This is a genomic window from Comamonas sp. BIGb0124 (genome assembly GCF_003752175.1).
In the GTDB taxonomy this organism is placed as follows: Bacteria; Pseudomonadota; Gammaproteobacteria; order Burkholderiales; family Burkholderiaceae_C; genus Comamonas_F.
Genome location: NZ_RJVF01000008.1, coordinates 206070 through 230780, shown reverse-complemented (window position 1 = coordinate 230780; position 24711 = coordinate 206070). Strand labels below are relative to the sequence as shown.

Here is a 24711-nt window from a genome sequence, read left to right as displayed (position 1 = left end):
CTTGTGACCGTCGATATGGGACACGCGTGTTCGAGCCCGACTTCGACCGTTCCGGGGGGTGTGACTCTCTATAGTGGGCAGCCATGACAACACCCCTTTCAAGACGCGGCGCGGAGTCGGCGATGGTCCATCGCATGGTGACGCGGCTGCGGATGAAACACTTCCTGCTGCTGCAGGCCATCGAGGAGCAGCGGTCGCTGACCCGTGTCGCGCAGCAACTGGCCACCAGCCAGCCCGCCGTCACGCAAGCCCTGGCCGAGCTGGAGTCGCTGTTCGGGGCGCCGTTGTTCACCCGGTCCTCGAGGGGCATGTCGCCGACCGAACTGGGACGGCTGGTGCTGGCACGCGCCAAGACCCTGCTGTCGGACCTCGGCCATTGGGCGCAAGACATCGAGGCCGTGGGCCAGGGGCGTGCGGCCCATCTCCATGTCGGCGTGATTCCGTTCGTGCCCGGCAAGCTGCTGGCGACCGCGATCGCCCGGACCCGGCCCGACGGCCGGCGTGTGACGGTGACCTTGCACGAGAACACCAGCGACCATCTGCTGGCGCAGTTGAGGGCACATGAGCTGGACTGCGTCATCGGGCGCACCTCGGCCATCCTCGACATGACCGGGCTGCGGCACGATGTGCTCTATCAGCAGGAACCGCGTCTGATCGCCCATCGCCAACTCGCCCGGCAGCTCGGGCGCAAGCCCTTGCAGTGGGCCGAACTCACCGAGCTCGACTGGATTCTGGGCGCTCGACGCACCCCCATGCGAGAGCAGATCACCGACTTTTTTCTCAGAGCCAACGTGGTTCCGCCGCCGCCGATCGTCGAGAGTCTTTCCGCCAAGATCATGGGTGAACTCGTCGCGGTGAATGAACGGGCGGTCTCCATCGTGCCCTGGGACATCGCCGATGAGCTGGCACGCATTGCCGGCGTGGGCATCGTCGACCACCGGTTCGGCTGGACCTTGCCGCCCATCACCTTGTTTCAGCGGCTGGAGGGGGCCCAGTACGAGGAGCAGGAGCTGTTCGCGGCTGCACTCCGGCAGGCGGCACAGGAAATGGCGAGGCGATTCACCCGTGTGCCGGAGGTTGGCGGGGCGCCTTCGGCGTCATAAGTTGAGACTTATGGGTTGATATGAATATCAAATATCCAGCTAATGGCACTTCGCCATAATGGCCCCAATCCGGTGCAGGGGCGCCGAGGAGGATGAGCTGTTGGAATCCGTTTATGTGCTGGTGGCCGTCGGGGCGATCGTGGCCGGTTTTGTGCAGGGACTGTCGGGATTCGCTTTCGGCATGGTGGCCATGTCGTTCTGGGTCTGGGTGCTCGACCCTCGCCTGGCGGCCGCGCTCGCCGTGTTCGGCTCGCTGACCGGGCAGATCGTCGCCGCGGCTTCGTTGAGGCGCAAGCTGAATGCGCCGCTGTTGCTGCCGTTTCTGCTGGGGGGCCTGTGCGGCGTGCCGCTGGGGGTCTGGCTGCTGCCGAGGATGGACATCGATGTCTTCAAGGCCGTGCTGGGAGGCCTTCTTGTGCTGTGGTGCCCGGCCATGCTGATGGCGAAGAATCTGCCTCGCATCGAGCGCGGTGGCCGCGTGGCCGATGGGCTGGTCGGTGTGGTGGGCGGCGCCATGGGCGGCATCGGCGGCTTCACCGGCACGGTGCCGACGCTGTGGTGCACGCTGCGCGGTTTCGAGAAAGACACGCAGCGCGCCGTGATCCAGAACTTCAACCTCTCGATGCTGGCCGTGACGATGGCCACCTATCTTGCCACCGGCGTCGTCGAACGCGACATGCTGCCGTATTTCGCCATCGTCGGTCCTGCCATGCTAATTCCCGCTTTCATCGGAACCCGGCTGTATGTGGGCATGAGCGAGGCGGCATTCAGGACGATCGTGCTGGGGCTGCTGACCGTCTCGGGCTGCGCTTTGCTGATATCGGCCTTGCCCCGCTTGATGGCTCGACTGGGTTGAGGGCGATGCCCCATCGCATGCAACCCATGCCGGGCCAGCGCAGGTTCCGATCGAAACCGGCGTCCTCGACTCGCCAAAAACAGATCGCTCAATGTGATAGCCATCATTCTTCTTTTCACGATTTCTCGCAAACAATCAGAACATGAATGGGGCAGGGAATCGCACCGTGCCGGGGGGTGTTTCACCGAGGGGATGCAGGGCTTCGATTCCAGCGGAATGGCGCCGGATGCCGCCATAATGGTGGCGCCGGACATTTCACCTGCCCCGAGGCCACCGGATGATAGGTAAGCTCGCACGTCCGGACTCCCCTCCGTGGAGGGGGTGGGGCCGGGAAAAACAAATTGATACTCTCCTGCGGGATCTGAATCAATATTGTTGTTACACGTTTTTGCATGTCCTACGAAAAATCACTCGCTTTTGTTCTGGACGACCATCCCTTGGTGGCACGCGGTATGGCCCAGTATCTGGTCAACCAATGCGGTTTTGTCCATGCCGAAACGGCGGCGGGCATGGCTCAGCTTCTCGAAGCCATCGATGCCCGGCAGATACCGGATCTGGTTCTCATGGATTTCTGGCTGGCCGACGGCATTTCGCTCGAAGGCTTGCCGGCCCTGCAGGCCCTCTGTCCGGGTGTGCGTGTGCTGGTGGTCAGCGGCGACGAAGACCGGATGATCGCCCGCAAGGCGCGCAACGCGGGGGCGCATGGCTTCGTGCACAAGCAGGCCCCTTCCGAGGTGTTCGCGCAGGCGGTGTCGGTGGTGATGGGCGAGGGCACCTGGTTCGCCCCCGAGCTCGATGCGCTGGACATCTCGCAGCGCCGCGACATGCCCCTCACGTCCAAGGAGATCGGCCTCACCCCGCGCCAGGCCACCATCACCGGCATGATGCTCCGGGGCTACCCGAATCGGCGGATAGCCGATGAACTGCGGATTTCCGAGTACACAATCAAGGAGCACGTGTCGACCATTTTCACCAAACTCGGCGTCAGCAGCCGCATGGATCTCATCATGCTCATGCGCGGCCGCCAGATCGAGCCATGAATCCGACCGAGACGCTGCCGCCGTCCTCTTCGCCGCTCGAGAACACCGACGACGGCATCAGCGTACAGGGCCGCATCAAGCTGCTGGGCATGACGTTCGACCGCCTGGTCTTCAGTGTCCATGCCATCCCGTTCGTCGGCTTGCCGTTCGCAATCTGGCAGTACCACCTCGGCCGATCGACCTGGGGCATGGTGGCGTGGATCGCCGTCTATGCGGTGGCGGCGCTGGGCATGCGCGGGCTGCGGCGGGCCTACGAGCGAGATGCACGTGCGCTGGTGCCGGCGGCGTTCCATGCCAAATGGTGTGCGCTGACCCAGCACGTGGGGTGGATACATGGCCTGGGCATCGGTTGCGGCCCGTTGCTGGTCCTGCCCGATTCGAGCTTCGAGTTGCACCTGCTGCTGCTGGTCAGTATTGCCGCCATACTGGCGGCCAATGCCACGCACCAAACCCCGGTGTTCAGTGTGTTCCAGCGGTTTCTGTTCTGCTGCTGGGGACTGGTGCTTTTGGGCATACCCCTGGTGTTTCCCGATCACTGGATCTATGTGCTGCCGCTGGCATTATTGTTCGGTCTGGCGATTTACCGTCATGCCCGCACGGCACACCATTTTTTCGTGCAGCAGATCGCGCTCGAGGAAAAAGGGGTGCGGCTGGCCGAGAATTACCGGCAGGCCAAGAATCTGGCCGAACGCGCGCTCAACGACAAAAGCCGGTTTCTGGCCACCGCCAGCCACGACCTGCGCCAGCCGGTGCATGCCATGGGTTTCCTGGTCGAAGCGATCTCGTCGCGCAACAAGGACGCGACGCTGGCGCCCGTGCTGCGCGATCTCAAGCAAAGCGTGCGGTCGGTCAACATCATGTTCACTTCGCTGCTCGATCTTTCGCGCATCGAAGGCGGCCATGTCAGCGCCAAGGTGAGGGCCGTGGAGCTGCAGCCCATCTTCGAGGATGTGGTCACGATCTTCAGGGAAGAGGCCCGCAGCCGCGGCCTCGATCTGCGCGAGCGGCTGTCCGAACGCGCGCTGCTTGCCCGAGGCGATGCGACGCTGCTGCGCCGCTGCCTCATCAACCTGGCCCAGAACGGGCTGCGTTACACCTCGCAGGGCGGCGTGTTGCTGTCGGCCCGCCGGCGCGGCAGCGACATCCTGCTGGAGGTCTGGGATACCGGTGTCGGCATCGCCGACGACGACAAGACCCGCATCTATTCGCCGTTCTACCGCCACGAACACGCCTGGAGTCTCGAGAGTGCAGGCCATGGCCTGGGCCTGGCGGTGGTCGCCCGCTGCGCGGCGCTGATGGGTGCGGATTACGGCATGGATTCGACGGAAGGCCGGGGCTCGCGCTTCTGGCTGCGCATGCCTGCGGTCACACGCGAAGTGCCCGCACTGAACCCGGAGAAGCCGCTCGAGAGCCCGGTGCATGTCGCCATGCGTTCATTGAGCGGCCGCTGCCTGATCATCGACGACGATCCGCTCGTCACCTCGGCCTGGCACAACCTGTTCCGGGCGTGGGGGGTGACCGTGAGATCGGCGGCCAACGGTTCCGAAGCGTTCGCCACGCTCGACGATGGATTTGTGCCCCAAGCCGTCTTCTGCGACCAGCGCCTGCGTTCGGGCGAGAGCGGATTCGAGATCCTCGAGGCCGTGCTCGCCCGCTGTCCCGAGGCCTGCGGCGCCATGGTCAGCGGCGAGTTCAATTCCCAGGCGCTGCAGGATGCCGAAGAGGCCGGTTACCTGGTGCTGCAGAAACCCGTGCCGCCCGAACAGCTGCATGCGCTGCTCGACCAGTGGCTCACGCCGTGCAGTCCGCAGGGACGGACCGAGGGGCGGTGGCCGCTCGAAAGCCCGGATAGCCGGTAGCGCACGCTGCCGTTGCGCATCCGGGCGCGTCTGGATTGACCGGGCTAGCGGGTGCGGTTCCTAGCGTCACTGCACCGTGATGCCCGCTTTGCGGATCACCTGGCCCCAGCGGGCCGTGTCGTCGCGCATGAGCTGGCCAAAGGCCTGCGGCGTGGTGGCGCCCGGTTCGACGCCGGCAGCCTGCAGTTTCTTGCGGACGTCGGGCTCGGCCAGCACCTCGCCGATGGCCGCATGCAGCTTGTCGACGATCGGCTGCGGTGTGCCTGTTCGCAGCGCCAGGCCGTACCAGGAAACGATGTCGAACTGCGGAAAACCGGATTCGGCCAGGGTCGGGACCTGAGGCGCACCCGGCATGCGGCGGGACGAGGTGACGGCCAGCGGCTTGAGCTGGCCGCTCTTCACGAAAGCCTCGGACGAGACCTGCTGGTCGAAGATCATGTCGACCCGGCCCGCGATGACATCGGTCAGGGCGGGGGCATTGCCCTTGTACGGCACGTGGACCATGTCGATGCCGGCCTGGCTCTTGAGCTCTTCGCCCGACATGTGGGTCAGGCCGCCCGAACCGCCCGAGGCGAACGTCAGCTGTCCGGGTTTTGCCTTGGCTGCGGCCACCAGGTCTTTCACCGAGTTGAACGACGGGTGGGTCTTGGGATTGACCAGCAGCCAGAACGGCGACGTGCCGACCAGCGAGACGGGTGCAAAGTCCTTGGCCAGGTCATAGGGATGGCCGGGATAGAGCGTTTCGCTCGCCGTGTGGCTGGAGTTCACGAACAGCAGCGTGTTGCCGTCGGCAGGCGCGCGTGCCACGAAGGTCGCGCCCACCGTGCCGCCCGCACCGGGCCGGTTGTCGACCACCACCGTCTGGCCCAGCCGGTCGCCCAGACCCTTGGCCACGATACGGGCCACCTGATCGGCGGCGCCGCCCGGCGCAAAGACGACGACCAGGGTCAGCGGCCGGCTGGGCCAGGCCGCGGCCGGCGCGGACTGGGCCTGGGCGGCGGAGGGCAGGGTGGCGAGCGCGGCGCAGCAGGCGAGGACGCTCAGGGCATGGCGGCGTGCCGCATCGAACTTCAGGGGGATACGCATTGGACATTGTCTCCGTGGCTGGGCAAAGTCCGGCGATGCTAGCCAGAGCCGGGCGCGGGCGCCAACGACGATTGGCAATGGCGTCCATAACGCCCGCTTATGCAGCCTTGTCGGGCGTCGTGCCGGCCCCGTGGATCAGCGTACGGCACAGAAACTCGTGCAGCCGCACGGCCGCGCGGGGCAGATAGCGCTCGGCGGTCTGCATGCGGACCTCGGCCTCGGGCAGGGCCGGAAAGCCATCGGCAGCCGTCAGGATACGCACGGCATCGCCCGCCACGCTGGCATCCTGGAACACGCCGACGGCCAGCCCGGCCACGCAGGCGGCCTTCAACGCGGCGATGTTGGTGCTTTCCTGGACCACATACCAGGGACGCTCGACCTGGGCCAGCGCAGCAATGGCCCAGCTTCTGAAGAGCGACCCATGGGGCAGCAGGGCCAGCGGCAGCGGGTCGCGTGCGTGAGGCGAATCGTTCACCGACGTGACCCAGTGCAAGGGCTCGCGCCGCAGCAGCAGGCCACCGGCCGCCGCGCCGGCGGGATGCACGTTGATGATGATGTCGAAGGTGCTGCCCAGGCGCCGGTCCATGTCGGCGGCGACACCCGTGTGCAGCTCCAGTTGCACCTCGGGGTACTGGCGGCAGAACTGAGCCAGCAGCGGCGGCAGCACGGCCGTCGCATAGTAATTGTTGGCGCCGATCCGCACCTTGCCGCCCACGTCGTCCGAGCGCAGGCTGCCCAGGGCCTCGTCGTTGAGGCTGATCAGGCGGCGCGCGTAGTCGAGCAGCGTGCGGCCCTGTTCGGTGAGCTGAACGGTGCGCCGGGGGTGCTGGAACAGCGCGGTCTGGGCGGCTTCCTCCAGGCGCTTGATCTGCTGGCTCACGGCGGCCTGCGTCCGGTGCAGGGCCTGGGCCGCCGCGGTGTAGCCGCCGTAGTCCACCACCGCCACGAACACACGCAGCAGGTCGTGGTCGAGCACACGGTTGCGCAGGGGATTCGCCAACTGGATAGATGAAGTCATGACCCGGCGAGCGTATCACCGGCCCGGCCGCCGACGATAAAGTCCGCTTATGGACCGCATTGCGCAACGTCGTTGGCTTGCGCGGCACAGGCTGCTTACCATCGGGGCTTCTTTGATGGAGACAGACAATGGATCACACCAACGCCCCGACCGCGGTGGTCACCGGTGCGCGCCGCGGCATCGGCCGTGGCATCGCTTTTGCGCTGGCCGAAGCGGGCTGGCGCAGACTGGTTCTGCTCGACCGGGTGGAAGACGCCGAAACCGCCGCCACGCTCGAGGGCGTGGCCGTGCGGGGTGCCGAGGCCGTGTTTCTGCGCGCGGACATCGCCGACGTGGACCGGGCTGCTGCCGTCGCCGAAACGGCTTTCTCCGCCTTTGGCCGCGTCGATGCCCTGGTCAACAATGCCGGCGTGCAGGTGCAGGATCGCGCCACCGACGTGCTGCAGACCTGCGTGGAGAGCTTCGACCGGCTGATGGCCGTCAACACCCGCGGCACGTTTTTCCTGACGCAGGCCTTTGCACGGCGCATGGTGGCCGTGCCGCCGCAGGATGGCGCTTTCCGCTCGATCGTCACGGTGTCGTCCTCGAACGCGCAGCATGCCAAGACGCGTGGCGCCGAGTACTGCATGTCGAAGGCCGCGCTGTCGATGATGAACAAGATCTTTGCCTTGCAGCTCGCACCGCACGGCATCGCCTGCTACGAGGTGCAGCCCGGCTTGATCAAGACCGACATGAACGTGGCGGTGCATGCCACCTACCAGCCGCTGGTCGAGGCCGGCCTCACGCCCATGCCCCGTTGGGGGCTGGCCGGGGACGTCGGGCGCACGGTGGCCACCTTGGCCGGTGGCGGTCTGCCGTTTGCCACCGGCGAGGTGCTGCATGTGGATGGCGGCCTGCATGTGGCCAAGAGCCCCTTCGAAAGCCCCTTCGTCCGCGAACGGCTGACGGCCTGAGCGCCTGACCGCCTCTCGGGCCCCTTCGGGCCTGATCCGTCCTAGGGCGGCCCTGTGCCGCGCTTGGACGATGCGGTTGGCCCGGGGTTCAGGCCGGTTGCGGCGGCATCAGATCGAGCCGGGGTGCGGGCCGCTGCGGGGCCTGGACATCGGCATGCCGCACGAGCGACAGAAAACGGTAACGGCTGGCATGGGTCCACGCCGGCGCCTGCGGCAACTGCGCACGCAACTGCCCATCCACACGCGCCGCCAGATCCGACAAGGCCTCGGGTTCCGCCGTTTCGACCTGGCACAGCCATTCGCGGCCGGCCGGCGCCCGGTCGGCATTGCGCATGGCCTGCGGTCCTGCCGGCAGGGCCTGCTGGATACGAACCCGGCTCACGCACAGGTCCGCACCCGCGCACAGCAGCTCGGCGGCCAGCGCCGTCCAGCGCACGTCGCCAAGCGCGTCCGCATTCGCATCCGGCCACACCATGCGGACCACGACCAGCGCGCTGCCCTGCACCGACCCGGCCTGGGCCAGCACCGGCCCCGTCTTGCGGACGAAGTCGCTGAATGCGGGTCGCATCGAAGCGCTCCAGGGCGTGGGCCGGTCGACCAGGTCCTGGTATGCGGCGCTCTCCAGGCAATCCAGATCCTGCAGTTCGTAAAGCGTGAAATAGCGGCTCTGGCCCTCGGGTGCAATCTGGGCATCGTCTGCCGCCACATACCGCGAGCCCGAGATGAAACCCGGCACCCAGACGCGCTCGGGCACATGCTCGAGCGTGTGCCAGCGGTTGTACTCCGGGATGCGGTCGGGGGCGATGCTGTTCCACAGCGAGAGCAGGGCGGGGGCGGAAGATCGTGTCATGGCGTCAGGGGGACGGGGTCGAAAGCAAGCCGAGATGGTGCCCAATTTCTACGGTTTCGGCCAATAACATTCCGTGATGCGAGCCTGCTGCAGGTGTGATGCAGGGCGACACGCCGGCCGCTCGTGCGCTCAGGGGGCTTGCATCTGGCCTTTTCTCTTGATGAAAAGCGCCACGCTGCGGCCCATGCGAAGAAACGGGTAGGCCACGACCGCCATGGCTCGCGACGAAAAAATCCAGGCATTGAGCCGATTGAAGACCCCGCTGGGCGTGCACAGCAAGGCCAGGACGTGGACGGCCTCTGCGCCGAAGTAGAGCTTGTCGCGGTGGACAAACAGCATGCCGTCGTTGAGGTCGTAGCCTTGCGCCCAGTACTGCGCAAGCCGCGGATCGCCGGAGCGGGCATCCAGTGTCTCCACCTCGCCGATGGCTTCCCTGAGCCTGACCATGCGCACATAGCTGTGGCACAGCATGCAATCGCCGTCGTAAATGATGAGACTTTTTTGCTGTTGCATCGCTGGCCTTCCCGACCCGTGTCTTGTCGATCCGAATGTTCGATCCAGCCTACCACGGCCGAAAGGGCGGACGCGTGCCCGATGTGTGCCAGCGCACCTCGTTTTGCTTCATCGTCCACGCCGGCGAAATCTCCACAGGATTGCCGATCTTGGTGCTTACACCGATGACAGCCTCGGCGAAGATTGAAATGATGTTACATGTACCAGTTAGTACATAACATTCCGCCGACGACGTCGTATCAAGGATCGCAGCAAAAAAATGACGAGACAAAGAAGCCCCATTCAACGGATTTCCCTTCACCTTCTGAGCGTGGCGGCCATCGCGGCGCTGTCCGGATGTGCCACCTCGACGCAAGACACCGGTGCCCGAACGTCCGATGCGCCTTCGGTGCAGCGCAAGGAGGTGGCCAGCCGCATCGAACATCTGCAGGTCACCCAGCGCAACGTGGCCTTCGACGGCACACGCTTCGGTGAGGTGGGAGAGTACGAGATGGTGTCGGGCATCGCCACCGTGGCGATCGATCCTCGGGCGCCGGCCAACCGGGCCATTGCCGATGTCGCGCTCGCGGCAGAGGCCGATGGATGGGTCCGCTTCCAGACCGAGGTCGTGATGCTGAGCCCGAAGGATCCGACCAGATCGTCGCGCGTGATGATCGTCGACATCCCCAACCGTGGCAACAAACTGGCGCTGGCCCGGCTCAACGACGGGGCCAATCAGTTCCAGACGGCTGCGCAAGCCGGCAACGGCTGGGCCATGCGGCAGGGCCACACCATGTTGTGGATCGGCTGGCAGGGCGACGTCGCGCTCTCGCGCAACGGGCAGACGGTGGGCACGCGTTTTCCGGTCGCCCGCCAGCAGGGCGCTACCGTCACGGGCACCAGCCGGGAAGAGTTCATTTTCGACGACACGGCCCAGGTCAGCACGGGCCCCTTGACCTACCCGGCGGCCAGCCTCGACCCGGCGCGTGCCAGACTGACCGTCCGGCCGCGTCCCGATGCCGATCCCGTGGTGCTGCCGACGTCGTCATGGCGTTACCTGAGCGAGAAACAGATCGAGATCCAGCGGCCGAAGGACTTCGACGGCGGTGCGATCTACCACTTCCAGTACGAAGCGAAGGACCCGGTCGTCATGGGCCTGGGCATGGCCGCGACACGCGATGTGGCGTCGTTCATCCGAAGCGGACAGGCCGACGGGCAGGGCCAGCCGGGCTGGCTGGCCTCGGCGCCGCCGACCACCGTCGTGGCCATGGGCATCTCCCAGTCGGGCCGTTTTCTGCGCGACCTCATCTGGCAGGGATTCAACACCGATGTGCAAGGGCAGAAGGTCTTCGATGCCGCCATGCCCATCATCGCCGGATCGCGCAAGTCGTACACCAACGTGCGCTGGGCGCAACCCGGCCGGTACTCGCGTCAACACGAAGACCACCTCTACGACGGCGACCAGTTTCCCTTTGGCTATGCGGTCACCCAAGACCCGGTGTCGGGCCGCCGGGACGGCATCTTTGCGCAATGCCTGCAGAACGCGACCTGCCCGAAGACCATGCATGTCGACAGCAGCCTGGAGTTCTGGCAGGCACGCGCCTCGCTGATCGTCAGCGACGGCCGGGGCAAAGCCGTGGCCTTGCCGGATAACGTCCGCGCCTATCTCATGGGCAGCACCCAGCATGGTCCGGCTGCGCAGCCCGCTCTGGGCATCTGCCAGACCTTCAGCAATCCCGCCAAGCAGGCGGCAACGGTCCGCGCGCTCATGGATGGACTGGTGCAGTGGAGCCGCGACGGCCGCACGCCGCCGCCCAGTGCCTATCCGTCGGTCGCCGATGGCACGCTGGCGGCGCTGGATCGCCAGGCGATCGGTTTCCCGGACCTGTCGGGACTCGGGATCGGCTTCCCGGATCGCATGAACGCATTGACCGTGACCGACTACGGCGTCGTGCCGCCGCAGGAGAACAAAGCCCAGGCTTACCTTACGCTCCTGCCCCGCACCGACGCCGACGGCATCGATGTCGCAGCCATCCGCACGCCCGAGGTCGCGGTTCCGGTGGCGACCTACACCGGCTGGGCCTTGCGCGCCCAGGGCTATGCGGCCGGTGATCTGTGCAGCATCAACGGATCGATGATTCCCCTGGCCGCCACGGCGCAGGAACGCAGCCGGACGGCCGATCCACGGCCTGCACTGGCCGAACGCTACGCATCGAAGTCCGACTATGTCCGGCAGGCGAGGGCCGTGGCCGAGAAGCTGGCCGGCCAGCGCTACCTGCTGGTCGAGGACATCGACCGCAGTGCGGCTGATGCCCGGGTCCGTATCGAGAAATCGGCCCTGCCCGATTGAGGCCCGAATTTTCACGTCGTCAACTTGAAACCCACTTGAAGAAAAGGAGACCTCAACATGTGTTACCCCGGTTGCATGGAGTCCGTTCAGGAAAATCTCAAGCGCCGCAGTTTTCTGGGGCGCAGCTTGGGGGCCACCCTGGCCGCCGCGACCGCCGTCGGCAGCGCGGCGGCGGTCGCGGCCACGCCTGCCAAGGCCAGAGGCGCGGTGTCGTTCACCGATGTGATCGACCTGACGCATTCGCTCTACGAAGGTTTCCCGACCTTCGACGGCGCCCCATGGTTCTCGAAGAAACCCGCTTTCACCTATGCCAAGGACGGGCTCAACCTCAACGTCTGGACCCTCTACGAGCACACCGGCACCCACATGGATGCGCCGCTGCATTTCTCGGCGCAGGGCATGAGCGTCGACGAAATCCCGGTGGGCGACCTGGTCGTGCCGCTGGCCGTCATCGACATCCGCGACCGGGCCGCGCAAGACCCGGATGCCACGGTCATGCCCGCCGACATCCGGCGCTGGGAAAGCCGGCATGGCCGTTTGCCGGACGGTTGCTGCGTGGTCATGAACTCGGGCTGGCACAAGCTGCTGAAGTCGCCCCGGTTCGTGGGCCGCGATGCGCAGGGCAAGAATCACACGCCTGGCTTCCATCCGTCGACCACCGACTTCCTGATGAAGGAACGGCACGTCAAGGGCATCGGCGTGGACACGCTCTCGTTGGATGCAGGGATCGCCAGCGGGCCGTTTCCCGTGCACAACAGCTGGCTGCCCAGCGGACGCTGGGGCATCGAGGCCCTGGCCAACCTCGATGCCGTTCCCGAGGCGGGCGCCCACCTGATGGTCGGCGGCCCCAAGGTCGAAGGCGCGACGGGCGGACTCAGCCGTGTGCTGGCGCTGGTCTGACGCAGCCCGCAGCCTGCCGTCGCGTCAGGTCGGCTGCGACGTGCTCGCCAGCAGCAGCGCTTCGAATCGCGCATAGGCGCTGCGAGCGCCCTGAACGATGCTGCCATGGTCGCCAGCCGGCTGTTCGTCCAGGCTGGCGATGAAGCGCCGCCAGACCCGCGCCCGTCCTTCGGGGTAGGCGGCGAGATTGCGGGCGCCGAAATCCGCGGACAGGCCGAGCTTTTCCTTGGCCTCGTTGAAAAGAAACGCGGCGCCCAGCGTGGAGCCTTCCGACACGTAGAGCCAGCCCAGTGCCGAGGGCATCGTGACGTGGCGGGTCTGCGGCAGTTGCGGCGGAACGGGCTGCTCGAGATCGAGCAGATCCTGCCGGGCGGCTTCCAGCCGGCCACGGACCTGAAGATCGGGCACGGCCTGCTGCAGACGCGGATCGTCGAAGAAGGCCTCGACATCCTGCTGGAACAGGTATTGCGCGGTCGTGAAACGGCCATAGTTCAGGCGGCTGGCAAACACATCGGCACGCTGCATCAGCGTCTCCATGCGGTCGTGCCAGTCGCGTGTTTCGGCCCTGAGGCGGGAAGACAGGAGGGTATCGGTCATCGGGGGAATCCGTGGCGTGGTTGAAAGAAGGAATGGCGGAGCGCCTCGTTGCCGGCAGGCGCTCCGGGTCGGGTGGGCGTTCAGCCCCGCTTGCGGCGACGGATCAGCACCGTGGCGATGAAGGGCAGGAGCAGCGCGCCGGACAACGCCCCGCCGCCGCCCGACGAACCCGAGTCGCCGCCGGCGCCCGATTCACCGTCGCTTCCGCCGTTGTTCCCGCCATTGCCCGAGCCCTGATCCGACTCCACCGTGACGACCACCGACCGCTCTTCGCTCTGGACGCCCGACTCGCCGGTACAGGCCAATTTGAAGGTGTGCGTTCCGGTGGCGAGCGGGCCGATCTCCTCGCTGCCCTCGGCCAGCTTGGCGCCGGCCCAGTCGCCGTCGGCCGCGCATGTCGTTGCGTGGGTGCTGCTCCAGGTCAATGTCACCTTGCTGTTGGCGGCGACGGTCGCGCTGGCATGGCCGTTGACGAGGAAGTCCGCGATGCCGACGGTCGGCAGGCCGACGCTGGCCTGGAAGACCGATCCGTGGCCCGTACATGTGCTGACGCCGCGGGTGGCCGTTGCTGTCGCCTTGTAGCAGACGTCGGCCGGCGAGCCGCCGTATTCGGTCGCGCCGTAGAGCAGTTGACGGCCTTCGACGACGGGACCTGCCGACAATCCCACCGGAGACGCGCCCGTCGGGGCGTCGAAATAGTGCACGACCTCCAGCCGATCGTCGCTGCGGTCGTTCGCCTGGCCCACGACGATGCGATACAGCGTGCCGCCTGCAACCGGCTCGAGCTTGCCCGAGGCGTTGTATGCCACCTGCCGGCTGTCCCGGCGGCTGACGCCGTAGATGTGACCGTCGGCGGCGCGCACCAGCGGGCCATTGGGCTTCGCCGGGACACCTGTCGTTTCGTTCTCGCGCGGTGCCGTCAGATCGACTGCAAAATCTGCCGCGATGGCAAACGAGGACGGATCGCTCTTGCGCATGCGCCAGACACGGCCCTGGCTTTTCGCCGAGTCCTCCGTCAGCGTGCCGTAGAGCCACTCGCCATCTTCGATCAGACCGCTCTGGACGCCGTCACCCATACTGGGCGTACCGTCGCGGCTCAGCGCAAAGAAATGAAGCACCTCGATGTCATCGGCCACCAGCGCATTTTTCTGCAAGGCTGGAGCAGAGATTTTGATGAGCGACCCCGCTGCCTTATCCGTTGCAGGTACACCTGGATAGGTAGCTTTAGCGTCCGACATGAAGTAGGACATGCCATAAAGTGCCTGATCCTGTTCGCTCCAGACCAGAATCCCCGGAACCGCGCCCTTGGTATAGACACGGGCTCCACCGGTTGTTTCGATGGCCGTATTGAAATCGAACAGTTGCCTGTAACTGCCGTCGGCCTTGCGCGCCAGCAAGGTCGTGCTGCCGACATAGGCATTGCCTTGGCCGTCGACGGCCATCGCGCCGCGCGGCTTGCCGATGTCGACAGACGCGGTGATCGTCTCGGATTGGACCAAGCCATTCGTCAGCGTGAAGAAGCCGCCCAGCGGGATGTAACCCGACGCGGGAATGCCATGGGATGTCGCACCCAGCAGTCGGCCGTCCTTCAGCAAGGCCAGTGTGCTGATGCTGAATCCGATCGACTCGCCCAGCGGCGAGGCGGTGTACGACGACGCGGCATCCGAAGGGTCGAGGCCGTAGGCCACGCCGTGGGTCAGGTCGGAACTGGCAGTCGCTGCGCCCGTACGCGTCGTTCCGTAGATCCGGTTCTGCGATTCGACCCAGACAGGCGGCAAGAACGGCCGGCTGCCTGGAGCGGCACCGCTGGCGCCGGTCAGCGACACCAGCGGTGTCACCGTCAGATCCTGGGCATGGCCGATGGATGCGCCGGCGACCAGGCCGAGCCCGGCCAACAGCAGCGCCCCTGCGCGCAGGCGCGACACGTCATGAAAAGAGTGCATGGTCATTTCCTGAAAGACAAGAGAAGGAGGGTGAGAGGAGACGGGCGCCGTCACTTGCGGCCACGCCGGCGCATCCAGGCCACGAAACCCAGCAGGCCCAGCACGACGGGCCCGGAGGCACCACCGCCGTTTCCGTAGCTGATGCTGTTGCCGTCCGAGCCGGTGCTGGGGGCGTCCACACGCAAGGTCTGGGTGGCCGACGCGATCCGGTAACCCGTCGTGCTGTCCGTGCAGGTCAGCGTGTAGTTGTAGACACCGCTTGCGGGACGGAACTCGTGTGTGCCCTGTGCGTCCTGCGCTCCGGTCCAGTCGTTCTGCAGCGAGCTCGCCTGGCAGTTCTCGGCCTGCGAAGACGTCCAGGTCAGCAGCACCCGGCTGCCGGCCGTGGTCTCGGCCGGCGTGACCGTCAGCGTGACGCTGGCGCCGGCCGGCGGGCCGTAGACAAAGATCGTTCCGTAGCGGTTGTCCTGGTACTCGACGCTCTGGCTGCTGGTCCAGGGTCCGCCTCCATACAGGGTGGTGCCGAAAACGCGCCCGTCGCTGCCCGACCGCACGCCGATCGGCGTCTTGCCGGTGACCGATTTCTCGAAACTTCGAACGAGCTCGAAGCCGCCGTTGCGGACCGTGCCGTCGATCGCCACATCGATCTGGCCGGGACGTATGCGGTAAAGCACGCCGTCGCTGTTGAGCTGCTCGCATTGGCCGGCCGCCTCACGCACGGGCGTGCAGGTGGTGCCGAACGGGCGATCGGTGTCGGTCGTGCGTTTGGCGGAGAAATAGCTGCGATGGCTGCCGCCGCTGGCCGTCGTGCCATAGATGGCGCCATCCGCTGCCAAGGCCAGTGGTCCCGAAGGCGTCGATCCGTCGTCGCCGCCGAAGCGATGCAGGATCTGCATCTCGCCCTGGCCATCCTTGCGGATGCGGTAGACGGTGCCGTGAACGTTCCAGCTGACGTCGTAGTGCGGATAGGCGGCGATCGCATAATTGCTGGCCCAGTCGTAGCGGTTGCCGCAGATGGGATTCTGCGCCGTCGGACCGCTGGTGGCATTGACCGCGCCGTCGGCCAGCGCTGTCGCGCAGCTTCCGACCGACGTGGTGCCGTACAGCCAGCCATCGCCGCCTTCGACCAGCCAGCTGCGGTCGGGCACATAACCGGCGGTGTACGGGAATCCGGTGTACACATCGGTGGCGAGAATCTCGCCGTGTTCCAGCGTGAAGGTATGAAGCACCTCGAAGCTGGCGGGAGTCGCCGGATCGATCCGGTACATGGTGCCGGTCGGGGTATCGGCGCGCGTGCTGGCTCCCGCCATGCCCGGGTAGCCGCGCCAATACGACGTCACGCCGTAAAGCCAGCCGTCCGATGCCAGGATCAGTCCGGCGGGAATCTGTTTGCCGCCGTTGGGTGCCGCCGCAAATTCGTGGACCACGGTGAATCGGTCCTGCGCATCCAACCTGAACAGCCGGCCGTTGCGACCGGGCCCGGTGTCGAGACCGTAGACCGAGCCATCGCTCGCGGCCACCAGCGGTCCCAGCGGATAGGCCACCACGCCCCGGGTGGATTCGATGACCGAGGCTTTCGCACCGTCGAAATCGGTGCGATAGAGCACGCCCTTGCCCATCAAGCCTTCTGCAGCCGGACCGTAGCTGTAGCTGCCGTCTGCATGGCGGGCGCCCGTGGCCGAGGGAGAGAGCGCCCCCACCATGTCGCCGTTGGCGCGTTCGACCAGGGCGCCGACCGTGCCGCCGCCGGCGTTGCGGTAGACATCGAACAGGTCTTTCTGGGTGAAGATCCGCTCGTAGTGAGAGGCCACCGGCGCGACCCGTGCCAGCGCAGGACCGGCACCCGCGCAATCGTTCACGACGCCGGTGGGGCAGTTGTATTCGCGGATGGATCCTTCGACCGGGACATACAGAAACCGTCCGTTGAGGCCGTCGATGTCCAGCGGAACGCCGGTGGGGCGCTGCACGCCGGGCCAGCCCTGCATGGCACCGCCACCGCCGTCGACATCGGGGCCGAAGTACTGAAAGGACGTGATGCGGCTCAGGACGCCCAGGTCCTGGGCGACGGCAGGAATCGGCAAAAGCGCCGTGGCGGCCAGCGAGAGCGCAGCCAGGCGTGCGGCAAGCGAGAGTGAGGTCAGGCGTGTCATAGCGTGTTCGATAAGGGGATCAGAAGCGCCACTGCGCAGTCGCGATCGCGGTGCGGCCGGGCCCGTAGGTGTAGCTGCCGCCCGTGCCTGCGAGCTCGAGGTAGTTGCGATCGGTCACGTTGTCGATCGCCAGGCGAAGCAGGAGCGACGGGTTGACCTGCCAGGCGGCCCAGAGGTCGTAGGTCTGTATGCGCCGGGCCGGCGCATGAAGGGCGAAGGTTTCCTGCCCGGAAGGCTTTTCGATGCGCATGCGGGCACCCAGCTCCAGCTTGCGCTCGAACAGCCGGACTCCGCCGCTGAGCGACAGCTTGAGTTTCGGCGGCCCCGAATAGAACAGGCCGTCCATGCCGACCGCACCGTTCTGGCTGCCCGAGCCCATGTCGGTGGCCGGGTAACCGACCCAACTGCCCAGCGGGAACGGGTCGTAGCGGCGGGCGCCCATGTCGGCCTGCACACGCGTGGCATTGAATTTGCCGAACACAGGGCCCGCGTCGTAATCCAGGTCGAACTCGAGCCCCTGGAAGCGGGCGGGGTCCAGCAGGTTCACGTGACCGGACGGGCACAGAATGCCCGAGCACGAGGTCGTCGCGGTCGGCATCATGATGGCCGCGCTGGTGATGTAGTTCTGGACGCGGTTGTCGAACCAGGCCGTCTTGATGCGCAGCCGATCGCCATGCTTCAGCACATCGTCGAAGTTGACGTTGGCACCGACCTCCCAGTTCGTCGAACGTTCTTCCTTCAGGTTCGGCGCCGGAAAATACGGGAACATGTTGCCCGAATGCATGCCGTACATCAGCGATTCGCTGATGGCCGGCGGCCGCATGCCTTTGCCGTACGAGGTATAGAGCTGAAGCTGCCGCACCGGCTTGTAGGCCAGGGTGAGCTTGGGCGAGAAGGCGCTGGCGTGCCGGTCCACATCGAAATTCGTGAAGATGTTCGTGACCGGCGGACGAACGCCGCCCGGGTTGCGGACAGCGCCGACATACATGTCGCCGCCGCCGCTCAGCGTGTACCAGTCGTACCGCAGGCCGCCGATCAGTTGCACCGTGTCCCTGTAATCCAGCGTCAGCTCGGAGAACCCGCTGGCCACCGTTCGTTTGCCTTGGGGTGTCGCCCCGGTGAACCAATGGTCTTCGTACGTGCTGTCGGCGTTGCGCTGGAACGTGGGATCCGTCCAATCGTGGAAGAACTCGCCGCCGGCGACCCAGATCGTGTCGAACCAGCGGCCGGGCAGGCGCGCGATGTTCTGCACGCTGCCGCCGACCGTCTCGGTCTGGTACGCCACACTGAAGGCGCCCTGGCCGCCGTCGGCATCGGCGTAGTAGTTCTCGCGCGCCTCGCGTCTCCTGGTGCGGTTGTAGTAAAGGCTGGCATCCACCGCGAGCCAGTCCGAGGCGGGCCGCCATTCGTAGCCCAGCGTGAGGGTGTCGGCGTGCACCTTGAAGCGCTGGCTCGCGCTGGTGCTCATCTCGGACGTCGCGTCGGTGGTGTTGCCGCCCCCGCCGTTGCTGAAATCGGCGTTCAGGCCCAGATAACCCAGCTTGAGCTGATGCCCCGGGGCGAGCTGCCAGCGGGTCTTGAACAGGCCCGACCACTGGTCCTGCCCGGTGCTGCGCGTGGTCCATCCCACCCGATTGGATTCATCGGACTGTTCGCTTGCACCGTGGGTGCCGAGCTTGAATGCGCCGACGTGCTTGCGGCTGATCGCCGCCACCAGATCGACCTGGTCGCTGGCCCGCAGGCCGACGGAGGTGCTTCCCGAGAAGTGGTATCCGTTGCTGCCCGTCGAGCCGGTGATCTGACCGCCGCGGGTGGCGCCGGCGGCCACCACGTCGTCGATCTCGAGCGTGCGGAAGTTCACCAGACCGGCGATCATGCCCGCGCCACCGACGGTCGAAGTCGGGCCTTTCTGGACATTGACGCCGCCGATCAGGGCCGGATCGACATACACCTTGCCGTTGGCACCATGCCCGCTGAACTGGAAGTTCTGGCGCGCGCCGTCGATCATCACGTTGACCCGGCCAAAATCCTGCAGGCCCCGGATGTTGACCGCCAGCCCGGGGTCGCTGCGACCCTGCGAGGTGTAGACACCGCTCACGTCACGCAGCACGTCGCTGGCATTGCGGGGCGGCAGGCGGGCAATCTCTTCCTGGGTCACGACCGCTACCGAAGCCGGCGTCTCGTACATCTCGCCGACCGGATCGGGCCGGGCCGTCACCGTCAGCGTGCCGAGCCGGATCTCCCGTACGGAACGGCCGGGCCCAGGGGGCAGGGCGCGCAACAGGAACACGCCCGAGTCGCTGCGCACCGCCTGCAGACCGTGGCTGGCCAACAAAGCGGCAAACCCGCTCTCGACATCGAATCGGCCCTTCAGTGCAGGCGCATGCTTGCCCCGTGTGAGCGCAGCGTCGGCCGACAGCAGCACGCCGGATTCCGCGGCGAACCGGCCCAGCGTCGCATCGAGCGGGCCGTCGGGCAGGTCGTAGTCACGGGCTGCGGCACTCGCTGCGGGCGTGGCCTGCGGCTGTGCGTGGACCGGCTGCGTGCCGGCGAGCGCCGAGACGACAAGAAAGGCGGCCCAGGCCAGGCTGCCTAAAGTGAACCCGCCTCCCCGGGGACCGACACCCGGCGAGGGCCAGGCGGCTGGATCTGGATGAGCGTGGCGCTTCGCACGTCGCGACATGAATGTTCCCTCTTTGCCGGGGAGGGCAGGCCACCCCGGACTGGTTTCGCCAGGACAAACTCCTGGTTCTCAAGGGATGAGCCGAACGAGTCCCGTCAAAACGGAACCTGCGGAACCGATATCCGGAATTTTTTTATTCTTTGAGTGGGCTACGCAGCCTCGACCGTGACCCACCAGCGGGTGCGATGCCGAATGCGCACGGGCAGGGCCAGGGCCACCGCCGCCAGCGCCTGCTCGGTGTCCCTGAGTGGGTACACCCCCGTCAAACGCAACCCGGCCACGCCGTCGTCACACGCCAGATGCCCTGGCCGATACCGTGCGAGCTCGGCGATGAACGTCGCCAGCGGCATATCGGCGGCCACCAGCAAGCCCTGCGACCACGCCTGCCGGGCCAGATCGGCGGTCTGGCTGTGGCCGATGCCGTCTGCCGTGAACACGACCTGCTCGCCGGCGCTCACGATGCGGCTGGCATTGCCTTGCGCCGGGCTGACCTCCACGGCTCCGTCGAAAACCGCCAGCAGCGTATCCAGACTGCGCTGGCGCACCGAAAACCGCGTGCCCAATGCCCGCATGCGCCCATGGTCGCCATCGACGACGAGGGGACGCGTGTCCTTGGCCCGGCCGGGCAGCGCACCGGCGGTCGTGACGAGGATGTCCCCACGCAGCAGAACGATGCGGCGCAACCGGTCGGTGAACGCCACCTTCACCGCACTGTGGGTGTCCAGCCAGAGACGGGTGCCGTCGTCCAGCGTCAGCTCGCGGATTTCTCCGGTCGCGGTCGCGCAGTCGGCACGCCAGTTTTCCCAGACGCCGGTCTGGCTGCCGCTCCAGGCCAGCAAGCCAGTGCTGCCGATCACCGACAGCGCCCTCAGCGCATGGCGGCGCGAGCCGGAGGCCGTACCGGCACGGCGCTGCAGAGTCGAACGCGCCGCCCCGTCATCGATCGTGCCGAACCGTTGTCCGATGCGCTCGACCTGAGCCCAGGCCTGCCGCTGGGGACTGCCGGGCTCGCCGAGCCAATCGTTCCAGCGCTGCCGGTCGGCTACAGCGACATGACCGGAGTGCAGGACCGCAAACCATTCGGAGGCCTCCAGCAGGACGTCGGTCTGCCGGGCCTTTGCCGCAGGTGCACTCATGCCCGGGCGTCGAGCGCCTGCTGCCGCAGCTCGAACTGCAGGCACTGGTACATGGCCTGGGTCAGGTATTTTCGGACCATGCGATCCGACACGCCCAGCCGGGCTGCGATCTCCAGGCCGGTGAGCCCATCGACCTGGGCCAGCAGAAACGCGGTCTTCGCCTTCGCCGACAGTTGATCCAGCATCGCATCGAGCTCACACAAGGTCTGGATGATGGCCAGCCGATGCTCGGGGGAGGGCGCAAAGGCCTCGGGCTGCACCGCCAGCTCGGCCAGATAGGCCTCCTCGATCGCCCGCCGGCGGTATTGGTCGACCACCAGTCCCTTGGCCACCGTGACCAGAAAGTTCTTGGGCTCGCGCAGCGTGGTCTGCGTCAGGCTGCCCTGGCGCAAGAGCACGCGCATGAACACATCTTGCGCGAGATCCGCCGCATCGCTCGAGTTGCCGATCCGCTTGCGCAGCCAGCTCTTGATCCACGCATGATGCTCGCGGTAAAGCGTGTCGACTTGCCACTGCGCAGCGGCTGAATCCAGGGTGACGGCCATGACGGATGTCTTGTGCTTGGTGAACGGCGAATGTGCAAATGTATTTGATTTGCATTATCGATATTTATATCCGTGCGTCATGTGTGGATTCTGAGTCACCTGGAACCGGACCTTGCATGTCGACTATGCGGTGTGCAAAGAAGGCCCGTGTACACTGAACTTCACGTCGGACGACGCCCCAACGCACTCGACGTTTCGCAGTGTGGAAGTCCGCAACCTCACTGACATGGAACTCGATCTGCTGCTGCCAACGTTCGTTGTGGAATTCGACGTCATGGCGGCCTTCGCCCCATGGGCGTTGTCCGCTGGCGAGCCGCCGCTTTGGCAACTCGCGGCATTCTGGGGCGCAGCCTCCCTGGCGGTCTACGGTTCGCAGCGCCTGGCGGAATACGTCGCGCTGTCGGTCGATCACGCCAGCCGCAAGGTCTTCGAGTCCTTCGCATCGATGGGCATGGGTTGCATCTTCTGGGCGCTGGACATGGCGACCTACGCGCTGAGCACCGATACCCCCGTGCACGAGTGGAAACTGCTGCCCGCTCTTTCGGCGCTGGTCGTGATGATGCTCAGCTGCAGGCTGACGGTGCCCGTTCTTCTGAGACGCACCCGTTGGGGTCATATCGTTCTCGCGAGCACCGGAATGGCCGCGGGCGCAATGCTGGCCCATACCCTGCTGGCCACGAGCTACTTCCTGGTCGGCACCGAGATCAGGCTGCTGCCCTTCGGCCTTGCGTTCGTTTTGTTGACCGGCCTCGTCGTCCTGCGGGCGTGGCGGTACCAGCGTATTCGCCTGCAGGCGAATCGATCGCCTCATGCCAACACCACGCCCGAGTGGATCGCCTGCGGCGCCGTCATCGTGGCGGCGCAGTGGCTGCTGTCCCATTCTTTCGGGCATCCCGCAGACACAGGCGCGGTTGCCCCTTTGCCCATGGACGATGCGTCGGTCATGCTGGTGGTCTGCTTCTTCGCCTGCATCGTGACCATCGAACAGGTCGTCAACATCCGGTCCGATCGCAGACGCCAGAGCCTCGTCCATCGCGGACTGTCGATGATCCGATCGAGCGGAGACTCGGCAGCCGTGCACGCCGACGGCCGGCTGGCCCTGATCGCGGATCATCTGCATGAAATGGCCAGGCCGGAGTGCCTTGCACTGCATTTCCAGCCCATCGCCGACTTGCGCGGTGGTTCGGTGCACATGGAGGCGTTGCTTCGACTCGAACACCCGCGTCTGGGCCCGATCAACCCCGAGCAGTTCTTCCTGGTCTGCGAGTTGCGCGGCCGGACCGAACAGGTGGACCGCCTCATCCTGCTCAATGCGCTGGATCACGCCCGAGACTGGCAAGGCCGTGGCCATTCGCCGGCCATCAACGTGAACGTCTCCCCCGTGACGCTGATGGGCGAGGGCTTCGCCGGCTGGGTGACAGCCGAAATCGCACGCCGTCGACTGCCCCCTCAGAAGGTCAGGCTGGAATTGACCGAACATGCCATCACGGCCAGCGGCCGGCACATGGCCGAGTGCGTCCGCGAGCTGCACCGGGTGGGTGTGCAGGTGATCATGGACGACTTCGGGGCCGGTTATTCGTCGCTGGGCGTATTGGCCAACCTGACGCTGGCGGGCATCAAGTGCGATCGGCTGATGCTGCGCGGCGTGACCCACGACAGGCGGCGGCAGACCCTGCTCCGGCATGTGGCCGCCATGGCCCGTGAACTGGAGCTGCCGGTCATCGTGGAAGGCGTCGAAACCGAGGATGAACTGCGGACGGTCGTGGGCTGCGGCATCGACCGCATCCAGGGTTACCTGTTCTCGCGTCCCGTTCCGGCAGCCGACGTGCCGCACTGGCTGCTCCATGTCTGCCCCGAGCGGCTGCGCAGCCTGACGAGATGCCTCGCCGTCCGCTGCGAAGCCGGTCCCGATGCCGACGCCCCAGGGGCCGGATCGCTGCAGCCGAGCTGACAGCCGGGCGGCGTGGAGGGGGTCGACGCCGAAGCGGCGGCCGGTCCATGGACGCCATTCACCATTAGATCACCGCATATTGCTTATCGGCGAAATGATCTAGCCTAATGGAGACCGCCTCCCCATACTGCCTCCACCGTTGCGCACAGACGCACGGTGAAGACCAACAATGAGGAGACAAGTCCATGTCCAGCAGGATTTCGCGCCGGCTCGCCTGCGCCTTTGCCATCGGCAGTTTCGCCGCTGCGTTCTCGGCGGCCCAAGCCGCCGACACCTACCCGTCCAAACCCCTGCGCTGGGTGATCGCGACCGCGGCCGGCGGCGGATCGGACGCCATGGCCCGGATGATCGCCACCCAGCTTTCGGCTCAGCTCGGCCAGAACGTCGTCATCGACAACCGGCCCGGCGGTGCCTCGGTGATCGCCTCCGAGAACGTGATCCGTTCGCCCGCCGATGGCTACACCCTGTTCAGTGCAGACAACGGAACCTTGATCTTCAATACGGTTCTGTTCAAGAAGCTCTCTTACGACCCGGTCAAGGATTTTGTTCCGGTGGGACTGACCGCGCGTTTCCCGCTCGTGCTGGCCACCTATCCGACCTCCGGCTTCTCCACGGTGCAGGATGCCATCGAAGCCATCAAGAAAGCCCCGGGCAAGTACAGCTACGCATCGTCGGGCATCGGCAGCCCGCATCACCTGGCGATGGAGATGCTCAAGCAGCGCGCGGGCCTGGACATCAACCATGCACCCTACAAAGGCGGGGCTCCCGCCATGCAGGACGTCGTCAGCGGGCATGTGCCACTCATCGCCATCGACACCGCAACCGCCAATCCCATGATCAAGGCGGGCCGCCTGAAGGTGCTGGCCGCGTTCTCGGCGCAACGCATGCCGTCGCTGCCCGATGTGCCGACCTTGATCGAGCTGGGCATCACCGATGTCGAAGCCGCCGCCTGGCAGGGCATGGTGGTCGCCAGCGGCACGCCGCCCGCGATTGTCGAAAGACTCGGCAGGGAGCTGCAGTTGGCCATCGGCAACCCCGAGGTCCGCAGCAAGATGCTCGAGCTGGGTGTCGAGCCCACGCCGTCGGATGCCGCAGCCATGAAGGACTACTGGAACAAGCAGGCGCGGTACTGGCCTTCGCTGATCCGCGAACGTCAGATCAGCCTCGACTGACCGCCGGCCGCCGAAGCCGATCAACAC

At 66.2% G+C, this 24711-nt stretch carries 19 protein-coding genes; 9 read left to right on the top strand and 10 right to left on the bottom strand.

What is annotated here, in order from left to right:
• Positions 1 to 83 precede the first annotated feature (83 nt).
• The 4 genes from EC845_RS02275 to EC845_RS02260 all read left to right on the top strand — a co-directional run bounded on the left by EC845_RS02275 (position 84) and on the right by EC845_RS02260 (position 4858).
• Positions 84 to 1103, top strand: coding sequence for a LysR substrate-binding domain-containing protein (locus tag EC845_RS02275; RefSeq protein ID WP_199739705.1), 1020 nt, complete (start codon positions 84 to 86; stop codon positions 1101 to 1103).
• Between the two features lie 100 nt (positions 1104 to 1203).
• Complete coding sequence (locus EC845_RS02270; RefSeq protein WP_199739704.1) at positions 1204 to 1959, top strand: sulfite exporter TauE/SafE family protein; 756 nt, start codon at positions 1204 to 1206, stop codon at positions 1957 to 1959.
• Positions 1960 to 2351: 392 nt separating this feature from the next.
• A complete protein-coding gene (locus EC845_RS02265) occupies positions 2352 to 2999 on the top strand; it encodes a response regulator transcription factor (RefSeq protein WP_123295592.1) in 648 nt (215 codons plus the stop codon).
• Positions 2996 to 4858: a hybrid sensor histidine kinase/response regulator gene (locus tag EC845_RS02260; protein WP_123295591.1), complete on the top strand. Its 1863-nt coding sequence runs from the start codon at positions 2996 to 2998 to the stop codon at positions 4856 to 4858. Before EC845_RS02265 ends, EC845_RS02260 begins: the two co-directional genes overlap by 4 nt.
• A 66-nt stretch (positions 4859 to 4924) precedes the next feature.
• Here EC845_RS02260 and EC845_RS02255 read toward each other — a convergent pair whose 3' ends face one another.
• Together EC845_RS02255 and EC845_RS02250 are read right to left on the bottom strand one after the other, a co-directional pair.
• Entirely contained in the window at positions 4925 to 5944 is a 1020-nt protein-coding gene (locus EC845_RS02255; protein WP_123295590.1) for a tripartite tricarboxylate transporter substrate binding protein, read from the bottom strand.
• Between the two features lie 97 nt (positions 5945 to 6041).
• Positions 6042 to 6962 (bottom strand): LysR substrate-binding domain-containing protein, encoded by a 921-nt coding sequence (locus EC845_RS02250; RefSeq protein ID WP_233597907.1) that lies wholly within the window; start codon positions 6960 to 6962, stop codon positions 6042 to 6044.
• 128 nt (positions 6963 to 7090) lie between these two features.
• Here EC845_RS02250 and EC845_RS02245 point away from each other — a divergent pair, with 128 nt between their 5' ends.
• Entirely contained in the window at positions 7091 to 7915 is an 825-nt protein-coding gene (locus tag EC845_RS02245) for a 3-ketoacyl-ACP reductase (RefSeq protein ID WP_123295589.1), read from the top strand.
• 88 nt (positions 7916 to 8003) lie between these two features.
• Here the strand turns inward: EC845_RS02245 and EC845_RS02240 are convergent, their stop codons facing one another.
• Both EC845_RS02240 and EC845_RS02235 read right to left on the bottom strand, forming a co-directional pair.
• Positions 8004 to 8765 (bottom strand): hypothetical protein, encoded by a 762-nt coding sequence (locus EC845_RS02240; RefSeq protein ID WP_123295588.1) that lies wholly within the window; start codon positions 8763 to 8765, stop codon positions 8004 to 8006.
• 129 nt (positions 8766 to 8894) lie between these two features.
• Positions 8895 to 9278, bottom strand: coding sequence for a DCC1-like thiol-disulfide oxidoreductase family protein (locus EC845_RS02235; protein WP_123295587.1), 384 nt, complete (start codon positions 9276 to 9278; stop codon positions 8895 to 8897).
• Positions 9279 to 9537: 259 nt separating this feature from the next.
• Here EC845_RS02235 and EC845_RS02230 point away from each other — a divergent pair, with 259 nt between their 5' ends.
• Together EC845_RS02230 and EC845_RS02225 are read left to right on the top strand one after the other, a co-directional pair.
• Positions 9538 to 11607 carry an alpha/beta hydrolase domain-containing protein gene (locus EC845_RS02230; protein WP_148077217.1) on the top strand — a complete coding sequence of 690 codons (2070 nt, stop codon included), beginning with the start codon at positions 9538 to 9540 and terminating at the stop codon, positions 11605 to 11607.
• A 57-nt stretch (positions 11608 to 11664) separates the two neighbouring features.
• Complete coding sequence (locus EC845_RS02225) at positions 11665 to 12507, top strand: cyclase family protein (protein ID WP_123295585.1); 843 nt, start codon at positions 11665 to 11667, stop codon at positions 12505 to 12507.
• A gap of 24 nt (positions 12508 to 12531) precedes the next feature.
• Here the strand turns inward: EC845_RS02225 and EC845_RS02220 are convergent, their stop codons facing one another.
• The 6 genes from EC845_RS02220 to EC845_RS02195 all read right to left on the bottom strand — a co-directional run bounded on the left by EC845_RS02220 (position 12532) and on the right by EC845_RS02195 (position 21561).
• On the bottom strand, positions 12532 to 13104 hold the full coding sequence (locus EC845_RS02220) for a biliverdin-producing heme oxygenase (RefSeq protein ID WP_123295584.1): 573 nt from the start codon (positions 13102 to 13104) through the stop codon (positions 12532 to 12534).
• Between the two features lie 80 nt (positions 13105 to 13184).
• Complete coding sequence (locus EC845_RS02215) at positions 13185 to 15047, bottom strand: hypothetical protein (RefSeq protein ID WP_123295583.1); 1863 nt, start codon at positions 15045 to 15047, stop codon at positions 13185 to 13187.
• Between the two features lie 50 nt (positions 15048 to 15097).
• Positions 15098 to 17197: a choice-of-anchor tandem repeat GloVer-containing protein gene (locus EC845_RS02210; RefSeq protein ID WP_123295582.1), complete on the bottom strand. Its 2100-nt coding sequence runs from the start codon at positions 17195 to 17197 to the stop codon at positions 15098 to 15100.
• Positions 17198 to 17216: 19 nt separating this feature from the next.
• Complete coding sequence (locus tag EC845_RS02205; protein WP_123295581.1) at positions 17217 to 19880, bottom strand: TonB-dependent receptor; 2664 nt, start codon at positions 19878 to 19880, stop codon at positions 17217 to 17219.
• A 149-nt stretch (positions 19881 to 20029) separates the two neighbouring features.
• Positions 20030 to 21016, bottom strand: coding sequence for a FecR domain-containing protein (locus EC845_RS02200; protein WP_123295580.1), 987 nt, complete (start codon positions 21014 to 21016; stop codon positions 20030 to 20032).
• Entirely contained in the window at positions 21013 to 21561 is a 549-nt protein-coding gene (locus EC845_RS02195; protein ID WP_123295579.1) for a sigma-70 family RNA polymerase sigma factor, read from the bottom strand. Before EC845_RS02195 ends, EC845_RS02200 begins: the two co-directional genes overlap by 4 nt.
• Positions 21562 to 21787: 226 nt before the next feature.
• On the opposite strand from EC845_RS02195, the gene EC845_RS02190 reads away from it, so the two are divergent.
• Both EC845_RS02190 and EC845_RS02185 read left to right on the top strand, forming a co-directional pair.
• Positions 21788 to 23512, top strand: coding sequence for an EAL domain-containing protein (locus EC845_RS02190; RefSeq protein ID WP_123295578.1), 1725 nt, complete (start codon positions 21788 to 21790; stop codon positions 23510 to 23512).
• Between the two features lie 185 nt (positions 23513 to 23697).
• Positions 23698 to 24684 (top strand): tripartite tricarboxylate transporter substrate binding protein, encoded by a 987-nt coding sequence (locus EC845_RS02185; RefSeq protein ID WP_123295577.1) that lies wholly within the window; start codon positions 23698 to 23700, stop codon positions 24682 to 24684.
• The last annotated feature ends 27 nt before the right edge of the window (positions 24685 to 24711 follow it).